19 protein-coding genes are annotated in these 18,096 nt (G+C 44.7%); 9 read left to right on the forward strand and 10 right to left on the reverse strand.

The window, feature by feature from the left end:
• Positions 1–70: 70 nt before the first annotated feature.
• Positions 71–919, forward strand: coding sequence for a methanogenesis marker 8 protein (locus tag WOA13_RS00630; protein WP_342126072.1), 849 nt, complete (start codon positions 71–73; stop codon positions 917–919).
• Positions 920–1,018: 99 nt separating this feature from the next.
• Here WOA13_RS00630 and WOA13_RS00635 read toward each other — a convergent pair whose 3' ends face one another.
• The 5 genes from WOA13_RS00635 to WOA13_RS00655 are packed head-to-tail and all read right to left on the reverse strand — an operon-like array spanning position 1,019 to position 3,942.
• Positions 1,019–1,417, reverse strand: a complete 399-nt coding sequence (locus WOA13_RS00635; RefSeq protein ID WP_342126073.1) for a molybdopterin dinucleotide binding domain-containing protein — start codon at positions 1,415–1,417, stop codon at positions 1,019–1,021.
• Positions 1,417–2,661, reverse strand: a complete 1,245-nt coding sequence (locus tag WOA13_RS00640) for a formylmethanofuran dehydrogenase subunit B (RefSeq protein ID WP_342126074.1) — start codon at positions 2,659–2,661, stop codon at positions 1,417–1,419. Before WOA13_RS00640 ends, WOA13_RS00635 begins: the two co-directional genes overlap by 1 nt.
• A gap of 18 nt (positions 2,662–2,679) precedes the next feature.
• Entirely contained in the window at positions 2,680–3,138 is a 459-nt protein-coding gene (locus tag WOA13_RS00645) for a (Fe-S)-binding protein (protein ID WP_342126075.1), read from the reverse strand.
• Positions 3,139–3,193: 55 nt separating this feature from the next.
• On the reverse strand, positions 3,194–3,502 hold the full coding sequence (locus tag WOA13_RS00650; protein ID WP_342126076.1) for a ferredoxin-thioredoxin reductase catalytic domain-containing protein: 309 nt from the start codon (positions 3,500–3,502) through the stop codon (positions 3,194–3,196).
• A 32-nt stretch (positions 3,503–3,534) separates the two neighbouring features.
• The gene (locus WOA13_RS00655) at positions 3,535–3,942 is read right to left on the reverse strand and encodes a thioredoxin family protein (RefSeq protein ID WP_342126077.1); all 408 of its coding nucleotides are present in this window, start codon (positions 3,940–3,942) and stop codon (positions 3,535–3,537) included.
• A gap of 369 nt (positions 3,943–4,311) precedes the next feature.
• On the opposite strand from WOA13_RS00655, the gene WOA13_RS00660 reads away from it, so the two are divergent.
• Both WOA13_RS00660 and WOA13_RS00665 read left to right on the forward strand, forming a co-directional pair.
• Positions 4,312–6,315, forward strand: coding sequence for a PAS domain-containing sensor histidine kinase (locus tag WOA13_RS00660; RefSeq protein WP_342126078.1), 2,004 nt, complete (start codon positions 4,312–4,314; stop codon positions 6,313–6,315).
• 128 nt (positions 6,316–6,443) lie between these two features.
• The gene (locus tag WOA13_RS00665; protein WP_342126079.1) at positions 6,444–6,644 is read left to right on the forward strand and encodes a hypothetical protein; all 201 of its coding nucleotides are present in this window, start codon (positions 6,444–6,446) and stop codon (positions 6,642–6,644) included.
• 70 nt (positions 6,645–6,714) lie between these two features.
• Here the strand turns inward: WOA13_RS00665 and WOA13_RS00670 are convergent, their stop codons facing one another.
• The 3 genes from WOA13_RS00670 to WOA13_RS00680 are packed head-to-tail and all read right to left on the reverse strand — an operon-like array spanning position 6,715 to position 9,365.
• A complete protein-coding gene (locus WOA13_RS00670; protein ID WP_342126080.1) occupies positions 6,715–7,110 on the reverse strand; it encodes a Mov34/MPN/PAD-1 family protein in 396 nt (131 codons plus the stop codon).
• Positions 7,111–7,150: 40 nt separating this feature from the next.
• Positions 7,151–8,563, reverse strand: a complete 1,413-nt coding sequence (locus WOA13_RS00675) for a TIGR00297 family protein (RefSeq protein WP_342126081.1) — start codon at positions 8,561–8,563, stop codon at positions 7,151–7,153.
• Between the two features lie 52 nt (positions 8,564–8,615).
• Positions 8,616–9,365 carry an NAD-dependent protein deacylase gene (locus WOA13_RS00680; RefSeq protein ID WP_342126082.1) on the reverse strand — a complete coding sequence of 250 codons (750 nt, stop codon included), beginning with the start codon at positions 9,363–9,365 and terminating at the stop codon, positions 8,616–8,618.
• A gap of 147 nt (positions 9,366–9,512) precedes the next feature.
• On the opposite strand from WOA13_RS00680, the gene WOA13_RS00685 reads away from it, so the two are divergent.
• The 4 genes from WOA13_RS00685 (at position 9,513) to WOA13_RS00700 (ending at position 12,344) form a co-directional block, all read left to right on the forward strand.
• Positions 9,513–10,310, forward strand: a complete 798-nt coding sequence (locus WOA13_RS00685; protein WP_342126083.1) for a hypothetical protein — start codon at positions 9,513–9,515, stop codon at positions 10,308–10,310.
• On the forward strand, positions 10,258–10,899 hold the full coding sequence (locus WOA13_RS00690) for an HhH-GDP family DNA glycosylase (protein WP_342126084.1): 642 nt from the start codon (positions 10,258–10,260) through the stop codon (positions 10,897–10,899). The genes WOA13_RS00685 and WOA13_RS00690 overlap by 53 nt, the downstream gene beginning before the upstream one ends.
• Before the next feature lie 141 nt (positions 10,900–11,040).
• Complete coding sequence (locus WOA13_RS00695; RefSeq protein WP_342126085.1) at positions 11,041–11,676, forward strand: DUF6884 domain-containing protein; 636 nt, start codon at positions 11,041–11,043, stop codon at positions 11,674–11,676.
• Between the two features lie 23 nt (positions 11,677–11,699).
• The gene (locus tag WOA13_RS00700; protein WP_342126086.1) at positions 11,700–12,344 is read left to right on the forward strand and encodes a GIY-YIG domain-containing protein; all 645 of its coding nucleotides are present in this window, start codon (positions 11,700–11,702) and stop codon (positions 12,342–12,344) included.
• Positions 12,345–12,347: 3 nt separating this feature from the next.
• On the opposite strand, the gene WOA13_RS00705 is transcribed toward WOA13_RS00700, so the two are convergent.
• Entirely contained in the window at positions 12,348–13,166 is an 819-nt protein-coding gene (locus tag WOA13_RS00705) for a tryptophan-rich sensory protein (protein WP_342126087.1), read from the reverse strand.
• 645 nt (positions 13,167–13,811) lie between these two features.
• On the opposite strand from WOA13_RS00705, the gene WOA13_RS00710 reads away from it, so the two are divergent.
• Positions 13,812–14,186, forward strand: a complete 375-nt coding sequence (locus tag WOA13_RS00710) for a hypothetical protein (protein WP_342126088.1) — start codon at positions 13,812–13,814, stop codon at positions 14,184–14,186.
• A gap of 65 nt (positions 14,187–14,251) precedes the next feature.
• Here the strand turns inward: WOA13_RS00710 and WOA13_RS00715 are convergent, their stop codons facing one another.
• Positions 14,252–17,308, reverse strand: a complete 3,057-nt coding sequence (locus WOA13_RS00715; RefSeq protein WP_342126089.1) for an ATP-dependent helicase — start codon at positions 17,306–17,308, stop codon at positions 14,252–14,254.
• 146 nt (positions 17,309–17,454) lie between these two features.
• Between WOA13_RS00715 and WOA13_RS00720 the strand changes: the two genes are divergently transcribed.
• The gene (locus WOA13_RS00720) at positions 17,455–18,075 is read left to right on the forward strand and encodes a M48 family metallopeptidase (protein WP_342126090.1); all 621 of its coding nucleotides are present in this window, start codon (positions 17,455–17,457) and stop codon (positions 18,073–18,075) included.
• The last annotated feature ends 21 nt before the right edge of the window (positions 18,076–18,096 follow it).

Below are 18,096 nucleotides of genomic sequence, written 5' to 3' on the forward strand. Positions count from 1 at the left end.
CAAAAAGTTCATATTATTTCTTATTTCATTTTTATTTCAGAATATTTCGTAAGGTTTCAGAGGTTAGATCATGCCACATGTTATGGAGATCCTTGGAAAGACAAGAGTTGTAGTCGAGGACGGAAAGGTTGTAGAGGTTGGAGAGCCACAGCTTAACTGGTGCCCGCTTTTTGAAAAGGCAAGGGGTATTAAGGAGATAACCCGTGAGGCTGTGAAGGAGAACATGGAATTCCGCATAAAGGATTTCGGCCTTTTCACTCCGCAACGCAAGCTCGAGATGGATGTCTTCGTGGGCTTTGGCGCTTCCGAGGTAATGATGACCGGCCTGAACCGTGATATGCTGGACACCACAGTGACCGTTTGTGACGGTGCAGGTACTGTGATCACCAACAATCCTTCCTTGGTTCAGGGAATGGGTGCGAGGATCTCTGGTCTGGTGGAGACCGAGCCTATTGATGAGATAATCAATGGTATCGAGGAGAGGGGTGGAATAGTCCTCGATCCTTCAACTGCAGCTATTGACCCTGTGGCCGGTGTCCTGAAGGCCAGCGACCTGGGATTCAAGAGGATCGCTGTCACTGCTGTGGACCCTGATACTGCGAGGAACCTTCGTGAGATCGAGGAAGAGAATGACCTTGAATTGATGATGATTGGTGCTCATACGACCGGTCTTAGCAGGGAGGATGCCCTGGAGATCATCAAGTATCTTGATATAATCACTTCCTGTGCCTCAAAGAGCATAAGGGATGAGATTAAGCCACTGGCACAGGTGGGAACTGCAGTACCTTTGTTCGCACTTACGCAGAAAGGAAAGGAACTGTTGCTTGAACGTGCCAAGGAAGTAGAAAGCCCGATATTGGTGAATACCATGGCACTGCCTGTGCTTCCTGAGAAAAAACAGCCGAAAGATCTTGCCTGATCTTTTTTGGCAAATTATTTTTTTAATTACTGACGATCAGAGTCAAAAAAGTGGGAATCAGATGTGAGATATCAGTTCTCACATCTCTGAAATTCCTTCTCAGATATCAAAACTGGTTATCTTCTCATCCTTTCCATCAGAGATGGTCGCTATTATCATCTTGAACTTAGGCACACCTGTGCCGTTGGTGTCAGCGGATACAAGTGCGTTGGACCACGGGCTGTTGGTCATGTAACCAATGCCTTCGTGGGCTTCCTCATACTCTGACTTCTCAACGGTAACAACGACTCGACCGGAGCTGTTCTTCAGGACAGCCCTGCCTTTGGCTTTAAGTCCCATTTTCTTGATGTCGTTCTCGTCCAGCTTTATGACCGCTGAACGGCTGATGTATTCCTCCCCGCCTCTTGAGGATTCCAGGGCAGTGTTCTGGAAAATATCCCTGTGGGTTACAATCTTTATGTCATGTTCCGGGGCTGCAAGAAACTGGCCAAATCCCATTATAGTGCCTCCATGATGCGGTTAAGTATCTCTTCATCGCTCAGGCTGTCCGTAGTTATCATCGGTTCTATGTCAATTTCAACACCGTCCATCCTTATGGCAGTGCCTCCGGAGTCAGAACCGGTTGTTGCAGATGCTATGGAGACCTTTGCTTTTGCGGATGTCATGGTCACACATGGGTCTATTGTGACCACAGGAATGCCGGAGAGTTCTTTAGCAATACATCCGGGCAGGCTTGACATGGGGTCAGAGCCGATAACAAGGGCTGCATCCACACTCTTTGTTCTCAACAGTTCTACCACCGAGCACTGCGGCCCATGTTCTACACCGTTTTCCCCAAACTTTGCGCGGTTGATGTATCCGGTCTCATCATGCAGGTTGTGGTCAAATCCACGCATGTTGAACTGGCCGACCATTGGTATGAGGTGGAAGTTTGAGACCTCGTTGAGCTTTTCCATTAGTCTGACAAGAGGTTCAACATCCGGGAGAGAGTAGATCAGTCCGAGCCCAACGCAGATGGTACCGAACTTCGCTTTCTTCAGCATGTTGGCAAGCTCAAGTATCTTCTTTGGTCCCATTCCGAAGGAGACCTTCGGGACCTTTCCTGAGAGTGCAGCGATTAGAGCATCGATAAGTTCCTCATCCGCCTGTGGGGGGATCTGGTAGAACTTGTCTGCGCAGATGATGGCGGTATCGGACTTCCTCACATCTATGCAGATGGCGGTCCTGTCCTCTTCCCAGCCGCGTTGCCTTTCTTTTCCGCGGGGGAAGTATGTGTATTTTGAAAGATGCCTTGGGTGTGAGTTGGATGGGTCAGCGCCCCAGTAGACTGTAACGTCGCCATAGTCCTTCACTTCTTCCAGTGTGCAGGTCTTTATCCTGTCCCCGAGTATGGCTTCAATGACAGGCCCCTGGCAGAAGGAAGATGTGTCGTCGATGTATGCGTTGAGCTTCTTTGCGATCCCTATGGCCTTTTTCTGGGCTCCGGTGGTGGAATTTCCCATTCCGAAGATCAGCGGTTTCTCGGCATTTTTGAGTATGCCTGCTGCTTCTTTTATGGCCTCGTCCATGCTGACGTTGTTGCCGTCTACCCTGCACTCTGCAGGTTTTTCACATTCCTTGAGGCGGGCCACGCCTTTTAAGCAGGCATTGTTAACTTTGGAGATCTTCCCTTCATTGACCTCGATTTCGATATCATCACAAAGAAGTGCACAACCTGTGCAAACGTAATATTCCTGTTCCACTTATCTCACCACGTAGTTTCAGACGAACTCTATTGCTTTTGTCGGGCATGTTACGATGCAGCCGTTGCACATTATCTTGTTCTTGCCAAAACGGCGGCACTGGTTCACGTTGGAGAGGCGTACAACACCATCTTCCACGCGAAGGATGACATTCTCGCTGGTGGGTGCCTTTCCTGAGCCGGCACCATGTGGGTCTTCGGCAACATTTACCGGGCAGGCGACAACACAGTTCCCGCATCCGATGCATTTGTCCTCGTGAACGATCATTCCGGATTCCGAGGCCTCGCCTGCAGGTTTGATCATTCCCGAGAGCTTCTCGTAGTTTTCCTTAAATTTGTCCTTTTTCAGGGGCGGACAGTCATCGACCGTAACCTCTCTTGAAAGGAGGGCGGCTGCAAAGGCCATGCATGAGGCCTTTCCACATTCCTTGCAGTTGGTCTTTGGGAGAAGCTGGTATATCTCCAGTGCATTTGTCATAGGTTCACCTGATCAAATAGTCTAATATCAATAAAATATCAGGGAAGATGTGGATTTAATCTTCCTTTTTATCTTCTTCCTGATCTTCCTTTCTGAAGAAAAGGTCACAATGGCATGATCCGTCAGATTCGATCTCGTCCTTGTGGTATATGCAGGGACATACTATCTTTTTGTCCTCGATCTCGTCTCCTGTTACTATCCTGCAGGGACAATAGTTCTTTCCGTGAGTATCCTTGTTCTTTGCTATTCCTTCCAGTACAAGGTCCCTCATCTCTTCATCAGGGTTAAGCATGTATCCTGCTTTATCTGCATACTTTGATGTCCATGCATGTACATCTTCTTTTGTTGTCTTTTTTTCACTCATTATTCTCACTCTGAATCGGGACTTCTGATCCGTTATTCCAAAAGGGTTTCAAGTTTTTCTTTCAGTTTCTCTTCTTCTGCAAATCCAACCACGTTTGTGATCATTTCCCCACCCCTGAAGAATAAAAGTGTTGGCACTCCAATGATCTTGAACTGCTTTCCAATTTCCGGTGAGTTCTTCAGGTTCACTTTTATGAACTTGATCTTCCCGTCGTATTCTGCAGCTACCTTTTCAAATATTGGTGCCATTTTTTTGCATGGGGGGCATGTTTTTGTGAAACAGTCCACCACAACAGGCATCCCGGAGCTGACAACTTCACTTTCAAATGCTGCTGTGTTGATCTCGTAGAGGTTCGTACCCAGTTCTTCTACTACAGGTTCACTGGTTCTGGTTTCTTTTCCTTTTCCGAACAGGTTGCTGATAATATCTCCCAATCCCATATATTACACCTTCTTGCTACAGATCTTGTTTTGAATCAAAGTTGTCTTTCAAATAAGTTTGTTCACAACGCCTGATATTGCTCCCAATGTCTATTGAAATTTCATTATTTGTGCTACAAGTTACAAATAAAGCATATCTGAAAGTACATAGCTATTTCGATATGGGCCTGTCAGGGACCATGACATCAAGTAGCAGGCGATCTATCTACTTTTAAAGAAATCTATAAGTTGTTTATGTAGTTATTCCATCATAAACGTAACTACATATTGCTTCTCCCTTTGTACATATTATTTTTATCATCCATAAAAAAGTTTATAACAGTTAATGCCATATCGTAATAGGACTCAAATATTGATACACTTGATTATATGGGAGAGAGGCGGACGTCACAGGGAAAAACAAATTATATTGACACTGTTCTGGATTCGATCATGTCAGGCGTTGTGGTCATTGACAACGAGGATCACGTTATCGTTGATGTTAATGAGACAGCGGCCAGCATGATCGGCCTGCCAAAAGATGCTATTATTGGAAACGTCTGCCATAAGTTCATCTGCCCGGCTGAAGCCGGATATTGTCCTGTTTCCCATCCTGACAAGGTTATGGACAGATCGGAATGCTTGCTTTTAAATAAAGATCATGGGCCTGTACCTATACTTAAGACTGTTAAAAAGGTTGAGATGAATGGCCGTTTGTGCCTTATAGAGAGCTTTATTGATATCTCAAACCGAAAAAAGGCAGAGGAAGAGCTTTTCGTAAAAGGGAAGGCCATCGATTCATCGATCAATGCCATGGCTCTTGCTGATCTTGATGCCAATCTTACCTATGTAAATCCTTCTTTCCTCAGGCTGTGGGGATATGATGATGAAAAAGAGGTCCTTGGAATTTCCTCCATGGGATTATGGCAGGATGAAAGGAAAGCAGAGGACGTAAAGAGGGCTTTGCTCTCCGAAGGAAGCTGGATCGGGGAACTGGAGGGTAAACGGAAGGATGGGACTAACTTTTCAGTAACACTTTCTGCAAACATTGTTTCCGATGAGAACGAGAATCCTGTATGCATGATGTCCTCTTTTGTAGATGTCTCTGAGCTCAAAAAAGCAAATTTACACATCAAGCGAAAGCTCGAAATTGAAAAGACCATTGCTTCCATTGCTTCCATGTTCATAGGTCCCAAAGATATCGATAAGACCATTGATCTTGCTCTTGAGAATATCTGTGAACTATGCGGGTGCAGCAGGAGCTATATCTTCAGGTTCAGCAGTGACGGGAAAAGCATGAGCAATACTCATGAGTACTGCCCAGATGGTGTTTCTCCGCAAAAGGCCAACCTTCAGGAGATGCCACTGGAGCTGTTCCCCTGGTGGATGAGTAAACTGCATGGTGGGTTTTCGATCCATATCAAAGATGTCTCAATGATGCCTGAGGAAGCATCTGCAGAAAAGTCCATCCTTGAGATGCAGGGTATAAGGTCACTGATAGTCCTGCCTTTCTACATGAACAGTGAACTTACAGGTTTCCTTGGCATGGACAATGTGGTAAAGACAGGAGAATGGGAAGATGAGGATATCAACATCCTTTCTTTACTGTCCCAGATAATCGGGGCAGCCTTTGAATGCAGGAATGCTGAAGATGCCCTGATAAATGCTAAGCTTACAGCTGAGGAAGCTAATCTTGCAAAGACCGAGTTCATTGCAAACATGAATCATGAGCTGAGAACACCTCTCAATTCAATCATCGGTTTCTCGGATGTGCTTTATGGTGAGAACTTTGGTGCTTTGAACAAGACCCAGAAAAAGTACCTATCCAATGTAATTATTAACGGCAAACATCTTCTGGGTATCATCAATGATCTTCTTGACCTTTCAAAGATCGAGGCCGGGAAGATGCAACTGTTCCCTGAGGAATTCGTTGTTACTGATGCTATCAATGGTATCAGGGCCACAATGATGCCTCTTGCACAAAAGAAGGACATCGACCTGATATGCAATATCGATATTGAGCATCCCCTTATTGTGGCGGATGCATTAAAGTTCAAGCAGATCCTCTATAATCTTGTGAGCAATGCTATCAAATTCACGGATAATGGTGGCTCTGTGACCATCGGCGTGGACAGGTCCAACGAGCTGATATCTGTTTTTGTGGAAGATACAGGTATGGGTATCTCACAAAAGGACCTGGGCAAACTGTTCGATCCTTTCAGCCAGGTGGATGCATCGTCATCAAGGGTACACGGTGGCACAGGTCTTGGCCTTGCTCTTGTGAAGAACTTTGTCGAGATGCATGGTGGGGAGGTACGGGTTGAAAGTGAGGTTGGAAAGGGTAGCAGGTTCACTTTTACGATGCCTGCAGATTATAGCATCAAGTTGCAGTGAGCTTTGTTTTTCATATGTGCTGCAAATCCGCAGAAAGCAAAGGACTTTTTTAAGAATTTGCATAAATTCCTGTTATCTTATGCAATCTGTTTCATTTAAATAATATCAGATATTACAAAGTGACCATCATGTCACAGAGCAATATCTCCAGAAGACAGGCACAGTATGCAGGCTACATCTTTTTCGTTCTTGCTTTCGTAGCAGTGGGCTTCCCTCTTATGGTTCCACTCGGCTTTAAGATGCTTATCCTTGTACCAGCCGCTTTTGCAATTGGAATGGTGGGCTTCTGGCTCGGCGGTTTCATCCATAAGAAGATGCAGGAAGAGTAAGTTCAGAGCTTATACTTACTCATTTGATATTTCTATCTTCTATTCTTAATACCCGGTATACGAAAAAAGATCAGATGATCTCAGGCTCATCCAGTTCAACATCAAGTACCGGCAGGTCTATAGGCTCCCCGTCGGCATTGTAACACTGCCAGCTGTTCTCATCATAGGGTGCCCCCACAATGATATGATAACTTCCGGTCTTCCCGAAAAGCCGGAGGTCTGCCTTTGAAGGTGTTATGATGGGGCCCGGGTGGCTGTGTATAGATCCCACGGATGAGACATTTGGCATCATGAAGAGCTTGATGACAGCGTTCTGGTCACTGGATTCGGTTCCGGGAAGAATGAGGACCTCAGTGATCACATCTTCTTCTGCCTGAAGCAGGCCGGCAAACTCATTGGGGGCCGAGGCCTTGCTGACACCCAGGATGAATTCCAGCGTTTCACGTGCAATGCCTTTGACTTTCATAATAAGAAATTGTTTTGGAAGATAATATAGTTTTGCAGGATCAGAAGAACAGCAGGTAAAGTCCTGCGGATACAACGGCACCTGCGAAGGTGGCCACGAAGTTGACACCACTGTTGGTCAGCACTCCCCTGCTCTGCAGGGTGGCACCCAGAAGGCTGTCGAAGTTCGTTCCCAGGAATCCTCCTGCGATTGTTATGGCCAGGGCTGCGGTGATGTTGTCCACCATTCCGAAGGCCACTGCAAGGATGGCGATGACAGCTGATCCGCCTATGCAGGACAGCTCACCAAGCAGGGTAACTCCGCCGTCAACACCTGTCTTTACAGGTTTTAGGGTGGTTATCATCCTTGGTTTCTGGTTGGACGTGGTTCCGATCTCGCTGGCAAGGGTGTCTCCTGCAGCGGTTGCTACGGTACCGAGATATGCGAAGATGATCAGCTCGCCGTATTGAGGATAGATCCCGTATGCTATTGCCAGAATGAGCGCGGCTGTGCTGTTACTGAAAACGTTCTCGTAGGTCCTGACACCGCCTTTTCCTTCTGCGATCCCCATGGCTTCCTTCATCTTGTACTTGTATCTGGTGAATGCGCCTCCGAGGATGAAGAATGTCAGGAGCAGGACGAACCAGTAGATATTGCTGAATGCTATGATGAGGACACCGATGAGGGTGGCGCTCAGGGTTGCGGATATGTCTGCGATCTTTGCATAGTAGGCAAGGTAGCCCAGAAGCAGTGCGAACCCAAAGGCTAATATGATCTGCTGAGCCGGTATGGAATATCCGAAGCAGACGAAGAGCCACATTGCCATTCCGGCTCCAAGCGGGATGGATATGTTCTCATCTATCTTCGATGGTATGGATTCGAAAAGCGCGGCTGTTATTGAACCGATCACGGCTACGAAGAATACAAGGTTGTAGGATATGCCGGAGTCCTGCCAGTAGACGATCCAGGCGCCGGCCAATGATGCGACGATAATGCCTGAGACAAGCATTGAGATGCTTGATGGAATGAGGTTCAGACTATGGGGGTCGTCCTGGTACTTCTTGGAAGGATACTCGTTGTTCGTGAGATGAATGTACTTCGATTTCATGTGACAGCGGACGATGGTAGCAACTCCCAGCCCCATGGTTGCTATGCTGACTGTCTGGCCTATCACGAAGAGCGGATAGGTGGCAGAGAAGAAGTTCAGTACGAAACTTACCAGAAGCAGGATAAAGATGGATACCACCAGATACTGTGGCGATCGGATCTTCAGCATGGGTTCAAAACCCCGTAACATGTGGGGCCTGTCCTCAAGGTACCTGAGTGCTATAAGCAGGCCGAAGAACAGTGCGATAAGGACCTCCCAGCTTACGAAGGGGAACAGCAAAAACAGGAACATGAAGGCAAAGGATAGTATCAACTGCCCGTGTGCCTGTGGTTCAGCTTCTGTGATGTGATCCGGTATCAGTTTCATAGTCCCCGTTTTTCAGTTTATATATTTCTTGAGTTCCTTAAGCTTTATTCATTTATATATGTTCTGAAATATTAAGACCCATTTCCTCATCCAGATAGTTGAATACCTCCACAAGGTCATCATACCTCTCCCTGGCATAATCATCGAGTGGAGTCGGCATGTTGTTAACGATCACAAGCTCACCGCCATGATCAAGGGTATACAACGGAAGCGTAGCCGCCGGCTGGACCACCAGTGTTGACCCAAGCACAATGATCAGGTCCGCCTTCGAGCTCTCCTCAATGGCCTTCTCGATCACATCATGCTCAAGCATCTCCCCATAGAACACAACATCCGGCTTGATCAGCCCCCCGCACTCATTGCACATGGGAACCTCCTCCTTCTCAAGAAGCCCCACAACATCCTCAAAGGAATACTTCTTCCCGCACGCAAGACACGTATGCTTCGCCGGAGACCCGTGAACCTCAATAACGTTCTCAGACCCCGCCCTCTGGTGCAACATATCGATGTTCTGCGTGATCACCGCCTTAACGATCCCTCTCCTTTCAAGCTCTGCCAGGGCCTTATGGATGATGTTCGGCTCCTTCCTCTCAAGATCATATATCAGTTCCCTGGAATGCGTATAAAAATATGAAGGGTCCTCGTGGAAGTAGTCTATCGAAAAGATGAGGTCCGCATCAAACTTGTTGTAGATCCCGTCCTTCCCCCGGAAGTCCGGTATGCCTGAAAGCGTGGATATCCCTGCTCCGGTTAGGATGACGCAGTATTTTGAGTTTTGGAGGAGGGTTAGGAGTTCTTGCATGAGTTAAGGTGGGGTGGTTATGGTACTTATAGGGGGAGGTGGGATGAATGATTTACTTTTGTTGTTTTGTATAGAGAAGGTTATGATATTTATTTAATAAATAAATTAAAGAACCTTGTAACCATATATTTACAGGGGGTAAAGATAATGCCATTTGAACCTAGGTTATGGGATTCAAATTTAATTACAAGAATCGATAAATTCCTCAACACTATAAATATTGATGAATGGTATAAGAAGTATGATTGGAATAATGATTCTTGGAATAATGGTTTTCCTGATATTTTCGAACTTGAAATGATCATTGGTGAGGCAGTTAAAAATAAATCTTTAACTGTAAACCACATTATAAAAGTAGCTAAGTGGGGAGGCAACAACCGTAGAATTGAATGTGATGGTACTATAGATGTGCCGATTTATGATGGACATAATATCGCAAAGTGGGTTGAAGAGGAGCCGGAAAGATACATTGATGATATTTGTTCTCACATCAAGTACTTTGGACCAACGTATGGGAGTAAATTGCTTCGTTTTGCTCTTCCTTCTGAATATGGTGCAATTGATACAAGACTTGTTAGGGTTTTTGGGAGTTGTGATGATTTTAAGAACTGCATTAATTTATTGAACCTTAAAGCGTCTCATCAAAATAAAGAGAAGCGATGGTCTATTGCTAAAAATAAATCCCAATGGCCAAGTGAATACGGAACTTGGATTAATGTCTTAAGATACATTGCAAAACAAATGAATGAAAATGATGTGAATTGTCCACATCCAGACTGTTTTGTTGAGACAAAACTGCGTGATAATGGTTTATGGTGTTGTGCAGATGTCGAGATGGCTCTTTTTTCCTATGCCAGTTATTTTATTAAAACTAAAAATAAGGGGTCTGCAAATGGATGTGCTTACGAATCAACAAGAAAAAATTACTCATTATCTAATTACTGAAGGGAAATTTTTTTGGGATAATGATGAAATTGATAATTTCACGAATGACCCAGAAGCAGATAAATTAGTGAAAAATATTTATGATTTTCCTCATGCATTTGTGCTTGCTGCTGTAATGGATAGAGGAATTGATGCGGAAAGAGCTTGGGCAATACCCTACGAAATTTCAATTAAAATTGGGAATTTCGATTTCTCTAATCTTAGAAATCTATCTTTAATGGATATTGAGAAACTTTTTAATGATAACAAACTGCATCGTTATAATAATAAAATGGCAGACTGCTTTTTCAGTGCAGTGCAAAAAATTGATACTGATTATGAGGGTGATGCATCAAAAATTTGGGATGCAAATCCAAAAAGCGCTATAGTAGTTAGACGTTTTCTTGAATTCAAGGGTATAGGTGTCAAAATTGCAACAATGGCGACTAATATGCTTGCAAGAGATTTCAAGATTCCGATGGCTGATTGTAATGGCATCGACATATCTCCAGATGTTCAGACAAAAAGGGTGTTTAAAAGAATTGGTCTCATTAGGAAGAATTCTAGTGATGAAGAATTACTTTATTCTGCCAGAGCTATTTACCCTTAGTATCCTGGAATTATGGATTATCCTTCTTGGAAAATCGGTAGGGATTTTTGTAGACCAAAAAATCCATATTGTAAATCTTGTCCATTGAATGGGTGCTGTCCAAAAATAATTGAATTGTAATCCTGTAATTGTGGTGATATTGTGACTAATTCAGATGATAAGATACTGATAATTGGATCCTGCACGAGTTCAAAAAAGTATTCCCCACTTAACGAAGCAACTGAGGATGAACTGGATGATCCCATTTTAAGAAAGCAGAAAGAAGAGGAACTAAACAGATACACAGTTGATGCACTTGATATGTATCAGGGAAAGCAGCACACATTAACATGTGAAGCATTCAAATTGTTGCAAGAACAAGGCAAAAATGTTGATTTCTGGATTATTTCTGCTGGATATGGTCTTATAAAATATGATACAAAAATTATTCCTTATGATGTGACTTTTGCTCAAAAAAGCAGGAAATACGTAAAAAGTAGAGGAAAACTACTCAACATTCCCGATGATTTTGACAAATTGATAAAACACTACGATAAAGTAATTTTGCTTCTGGGAAAAGAATACCTTCTATCACTTGATTTTCCGCGGCCTATTGATGAAAATGTTGAAATAATAGCCATGGGGGGAAAGGAAACTAAAAAGTTGCTTCCAGACCAAAAGAACATTCATTTTATCCCTGCTGGAAAGGAGGAAGGGAAAAAGTATGGTGCAGCATTGATTTACCTGAAAGGTGTTATTCTCAAAAAGATGGTTGAAGAACACCAATTTGATCTTTAAATTTGATATTCGAAGGTGTTTATATGAGTGATAAGTGTAGGTTATTACATCAATATTTCAATGGGATGGAGAAATTGAGTTTTCCTTTCGCAAATAAGGATATTCCTCAAAATGGGATATACATTCTTTTCGAAAAAGGAGAACATGCACACGATACTGATAGGATTGTACGGGTTGGTACCCATACTGGTGAAAACCAGTTAAGGTCGAGACTTCGCCAGCACTTCCTCAAAGAAAACAAAGATCGAAGTATATTCCGAAAAAATATTGGCCGGGCTCTTTTAAACAAAAAAGATGATCCTTTTCTTGAACATTGGGAATTGGATCTAACAACCAGAAAAGCAAAAGAGAAATACAATTTTTCTATTGATCACGATAAACAAAAAGAAATAGAAAACGAAGTCACGAAATATATACAGAACAATTTCAGTTTTGTTGTTTTTCCGGTTGTTGAGAAAGACAAAAGACTTGAAATTGAACAGAAACTGATATCGACAATATCTCTATGCAGTGAATGTGCCCCTTCAGAAGATTGGTTTGGCCATTACTCTCCTAAAAAGAAAATACGCGAAAGTGGAATGTGGCTTGTTAATGGTTTGTATAAGGAACCGATGTCAGAGAAGGATATGGAATGGTTAATGGAATTACTAAAAATAAGTAAGAACTAATTTTCAAAAATCAAAAATTAAATAATCCCTCCTCTTCCTTTTTGAAATCAACAAATAAACCACACCAAGAAGCAACAACACAATACACCCAATCGTCATATTGATAATCACAGGATACTGCCCCCCAAATCCATCAGGCGATGTGTGCTTCAACAATATTCCTGAATAAGCCCAGACAATAACAAGTCCGTAGGCAACATCCCTGTTCTTCAGCATTGTTGCAAGGCCGATAACAAGTCCTAAAGCAATTACTATAACAGTCCAGGAAGCGTCACTCAAAATGAAGTCTTTCCAGCCCAGGCTGACAAGAAGTATAGTTGCATTGGCAATGGTTGCTACGGTGATCCATCCGAAGTAAACGCTAAATGGAAGCCTGATAAAGAAATATTCGTTTTCAGAAAACTGTTCCCTGCTTGTCAGTTGATTTATCAGGATCAGGCAGATGAGGATCACGATCATCAGCAACATGGATAATGGGATTATTTCATAGTGCCATGCGAAGATCCAGGATGCATTGGCAATGGAAGATACAGAGAACAGGATTCCGATCTTATAGATGAGTTCGGTCCTTTCGGTGGTTTTGTTTCCCTGAAAAATGCCAAGCTGGTAAAGGGTGTAGCCTCCCAGTAATAGGTATATGAGTCCCCAGATCGAAAAGGTCGCTCCGGCAGGGGCAAAAAGATTGGGGTAGGAGTCTGAGAGCTGGCCGGTGGTGATGTCATTGATGGGGAGGATGTTGGCCAGTGCGTTGACGGTGATCATTATCAGGAACGTTAGTGTGGTGATGATTTTTATTGTTTGATTTCTTTGGGTTGTGTTCATGATTGATTTGACCCCCCGTCAACTCGAATATGACTATTAGTTTAATCTGTTAATATTTCTTTAAATAATCTTTTACAAAAGTACGACTTGTTCTGCTGGGATTTCTGTTTTTCAAGGTGATGAAAGTTGAAAAACAAAAAGTTCGGATTTGAAATAACGAGTGAAAAAATAGATGATCCTATTGAGAGAAAAGATGGTGGTATCAAGTCAAAGCTCAAGAAGCTTAGGATTATCAAATAAATTTTGTGCTATCTCCAAACATTAGTCTTTAAACGTCCATTTTTCTTTATCCTCATCCCGTTTCAGACCAGCTTTAGCCTTCTGCTTCAGTGTTAATGAGGAAGAAGAAGTTTTCGTCGTATGCTGTGGTGCAATAACATTATTGCCCATAATAACAAATGTTAGAGAGGGGAAGAGCGATGAAGCTATTATGTTTAATTGGTCTCCATAAATGGGAAACGGTGTATGAATCTGGTCCGAGAATTGTACAGGAATGCAGGAAGTGCGGGAAGCTGCGATCATCGATGTATGATGTGTCAACAGGTGGACCGTATTGGGCCGACGGAGATTGGTGGAGAGACCAATAACCACAAATTTCATTTATACCGCTAATACTCTTATATATTAAACGAAAAAGGTATGATAATGATGATGGATATTTCTATTTTTTTCGCAAGACTTTGGGGCAGTTACTTTGTGATTTTTGGATTGCTGTTTATTGTAACAAGACAATTGGGAAAGACCATAGAGATGACTGATGATAAAGCCTTTGTCATATCTACAGGTTACACCACATTACTCATGGGATTAGTTACCGTAATCTTGCACAATGTTTGGGTTGCTGACTGGAGAGTCGCTATAACTATTCTAGGCTGGTCCACTGTAATCAAAGGAATTATGAAAATTGGATTTCCAGAACATATCCATAAACAAGCACAAAGATTCAAAAAGAAACAGCCACTTAGCGCCGCCATCCTACTTATCTTAGGCGCATGGTTGTTATGGATGAGTTTTTATTAATAAGCACCCCTCCGCCCAACTTTGTTCAATAACTCATCATTTTCCTTTTCGAATTCAAAAATACATCACTCCCCCTCCCACCACTCACAGATCCCCTTAAAATCACAGTAATAACAATTCGGCTCCCCATCAACCTCGAAATCATCCTTCAGAACCTTCTCCACAACAGCATTGATGCTATCCACTACCATCTCGATTCTCCCCTCATCCACATCCATCATCCGAAGCTCCTGGACCTCGGGGTTGACGTAAAGTAACCCGGCTTTTACCGGGAGTTTCCCGTACATCTCCTTCACGGCCAGGCAATAGAGGGCCAGCTGGACATCGTCCTTCAGCTTGCTCTTTGGGAGGGTGGTCTTGCCGGTCTTGTAGTCGATGACGATGTATTCGCCTTCCGGTGTCCGGTCTACACGATCGATGACCCCTCCGAAATGGGCACCTTTCAGGTCGAGGTCGAAGAATTCTTCCACTGCAACGGTCTCGTTGGGATTGTCGGCTTCGAAGCGGAACCAGAAGTCCAGCATCTGCTTCATCTTGCCGTGTTCCTGTTGTTCCTGGGTTCTGGAAGGGTAGGCTGCGGGGTCCCAGATGTCATCCAGCAGCTTGCTGGCTGTTGTGATGTCAATGGATTCTCCTTTCATGTCCATTTGGGACAGTTGTTCGTAGACGGAGTGGACATCTGTACCGACCTGGAAATAGGTCTTCTGCGGAGTGGGAATGTTGAGGACTGTCCCGTACTTGAACTTCAGCGGGCAGTCCTGGTATTTCTTTATCTTTGAAGCTGAGAATCTCATGTTCGGGTCCACAAGGGGCGGGATGTTGTTGTCGATCAGGTCCTCCAGTTCCTGCGGCTGCCTGGGGTTGACCTGCAGGAAATCCTTAGCATCAAAAGCTGCAAGGTTGCCTTCATCCTCGATCTCCCTGAGCTGGGCGAGGACCACAAGGGACTCCAGGGCCTGCTTTAACTGGCCCTGCTTTGAATACATGCCGAGCATCCGGAGGTATTCGTCTTTCTTCTTCATCAGGGGCGAGACATCCTCCACCTCGCTCTTCCTTTCGAACTGCTCCGCTTCGATATACTCGACCAGCGGGTTTGACGTGTAATCAAGCTGTGTGAGGAACTCGCTCGCAGAGACCTTCCGTTTGTTGCCTTCATACTTTTCAGGGAACATCAGGTAAAGCTCTTCCTTTGCCCTTGTCATGGCAACATAGGCCAGCCTTCTTTCCTCCTCAAGGTGCAGCACCTTCTCGTCCACATCCCTCTGTCTGCCCTTTGACAGCTCCTTTGGGACGGTGAAGGCCTTTCTCCTGTAGGTCAGGGGTAGGTGCCTGGTGGCCATGTCGCAGACGAACACCACCTTCGCTTCCTTGCCCTTGGACTGGTGGATGGTCATCACCTTCACAGTATCCTCATCACTGGACACGCCTTCGTCCAGGTCCAGGCCGAACACCAGCTCCAGGTCCTCAACCACTGTTTCCAGCTCACTGCCGCCGTCAACCAGCTCAAGGTCTTCCACAGTGGTCACAAGGGAGTTCAGTATGGAGATGTTCCTTCTGGATGAGAGCGTATCCTCCTGCAGCTGTGTCCTGTAGAAGTCGGTCTTCTCGGACAGCAGGTGCTTCACAGTATCCGATGGCAGGTTGCTCTTCTTGTATTCGATCAGCTCATTGAGCCGGGAAACGATGGACCTTATCAGGTCCTTCTGGCTGATGTCAAGCTCGTCAAGGTGGTAGAGCAGCACGGAATATATCCCGTCGCCTGTATCGCTGTCATCCCTGCTGATCTTCAGTGCCTGAAGGTTGATCTTCTGCAGGTTGTGCTCGCTCACACCCTCCCTTGACAGAATCTTTGCAAAGGCGATCCCGTTGTTGAACGGATCGGCCACCACATGGAGGTATGCCATTGCTTCCCTGACCACCGGGAAACGGTTCAGCTGGAGGCTGCCTACAAATTCCACAGGCACCATCCTCTGCTTCAGTGATTCGCTGAACTTCTTCCCGTCAGCCCTTTTTCGTGTAAGTATGAAGATCTCGCCCGGCTGCACGCCTTCATTGATCATGTCCGTGATCTCTTCAGCGACCCACTCTGCCTCGCTCACATCATCAGGAGCCTTGACAACCTTCACCTCGCTCTTCTCGCCATTGTGGGCCGTGAGGTTCTTCTCCTGCCTCTGGGGGTTATTCGCAATGAGCTGCTGGGACAGCTGCACGATCTGTGAGCTTGACCTGTAGTTCTTCTCAAGCGGGATCTTCTCAAGGGTTTGGTAGTATTCCTGCAACTGCTCGATGTTGGCAAGGTATGCTCCCCTGAAACGGTAGATGCACTGGTCATCGTCAGCCACACAGGTCAGGTTGTTGCCATCCGCTATCAGGTGTACCAGGAACAGCTGTGCGAAATTAGTATCCTGGAACTCATCCACTAGAACATAGTCATATCTGGATCTCACCATGTTCCTGACAACATCGTTCGTCTCAAGCAGGTTGCAGGCCATGGAGATCATATCGTCATAGTCAAGGAACCCGTTGTCACTCTTGTACTGCTGGTAGTGCTCATAGAACCTTGCCAGGTCGCTCAGCTTTAGCAGGACATCCCTCTCACCCTCCTCTATGCTTGCATCTTCCAGTTTCCTGCCTGCATATTCAGCCAGCTCTGCCGGTGAGACGAGATGGTCCTTCAGCTGGGATACTCCTTCCAGCAGGCTGGTAATGAGGTCGTATGGCTTTGCTGGGATGGCAAGGTTCTGAAAGTCGAATGAGTCTATGTTCTTGATCCCCCATACGTGGGAGTGTTCCTTTGAGATCAGCTTTGCGTTCTGGTTTATGCCAAGGTACAGGGAGAACTCGCGTATCAGGTCGTTGCAGAATGAGTGGAACGTGGAGACCGTGATTCCGCTGCCGACACCGATCTTGATCTCTATCCTCTCCTGCATCTCCCCGGCTGCTTTTTCGGAGAAGGTCAGTGCCAGTATCTTTTCCGGGGAGAGGTTATTTTCGGTGAGGTCCACCACTTTCTCTGTGATGGTGAATGTCTTTCCTGAGCCCGGGCCGGCCAGGATGAGGAGCGGGCCTTCGGTGTATGTGACTGCTTTTTGCTGGTCTGGATTAAGTTTGGTGGATGGCAAGATCGAGTACCCCTTTGATAACGTGATTTGAAAATGTTGTATGAGGAGTTAAAGATTTGAGGGGTGTTATAGTTTATGATTTATCTTTGTGGCTTGAGGGAGCAAGATAGGAATACTTAAAATGAAAAGAAATTAATTTTATTAGTATGGGCAATGACAGGAACAAGCTACTATCCCTGGAAGAGCACATTTCAGAGAGTTCCAGGATCTTAGGATTACGTAGCATTCCGCATATCGTTGTTGAAGAGCGAGGGCTTCCCAATGCTCGTACTAACCTGAGCAAGATCCTGATCACAACTGCAGCTCTGGAAATATTCACCGAAGAAGAACAATTTGCGATAATTGACCATGAATTGGGACATATATCCAACAAATACAAAGACTGGATCTTTTATGCTTACCTGATGCTGCCTTTCATAGCATTTATGATGCTTATGTGGATTGGTTTGTCTGTTCTTCCGGTCCTTTCCACAATGGTACTTCTTTTTTCATTACTGTTGTTTGTGATTCTAAGGTTCCCGTTGAATCAATGGATAATAAAATTAAAAAGGAGATCTGAATTTGAAGCAGACGGCATATCTGCAAAATTAGGGAACAAAGATGCTCTGGTATCAGCTTTAGTGAAATTGAAACCCCTCTTAAATGAGAATGGAGGGAGTCGTGACAGCTATAATTCAATTGTGCAGCTTATTTTCAGATTTTACTTTTCAAAAAACAATGTATATCCATCCATTGAAGAACGGATAGAGAGGTTGAAAAGATATTGACTAATTTACTAACGTGGAAAC

The organism is Methanococcoides sp. LMO-2 (genome assembly GCF_038432375.1).
In the GTDB taxonomy this organism is placed as follows: domain Archaea; phylum Halobacteriota; class Methanosarcinia; order Methanosarcinales; family Methanosarcinaceae; genus Methanococcoides; species Methanococcoides cohabitans.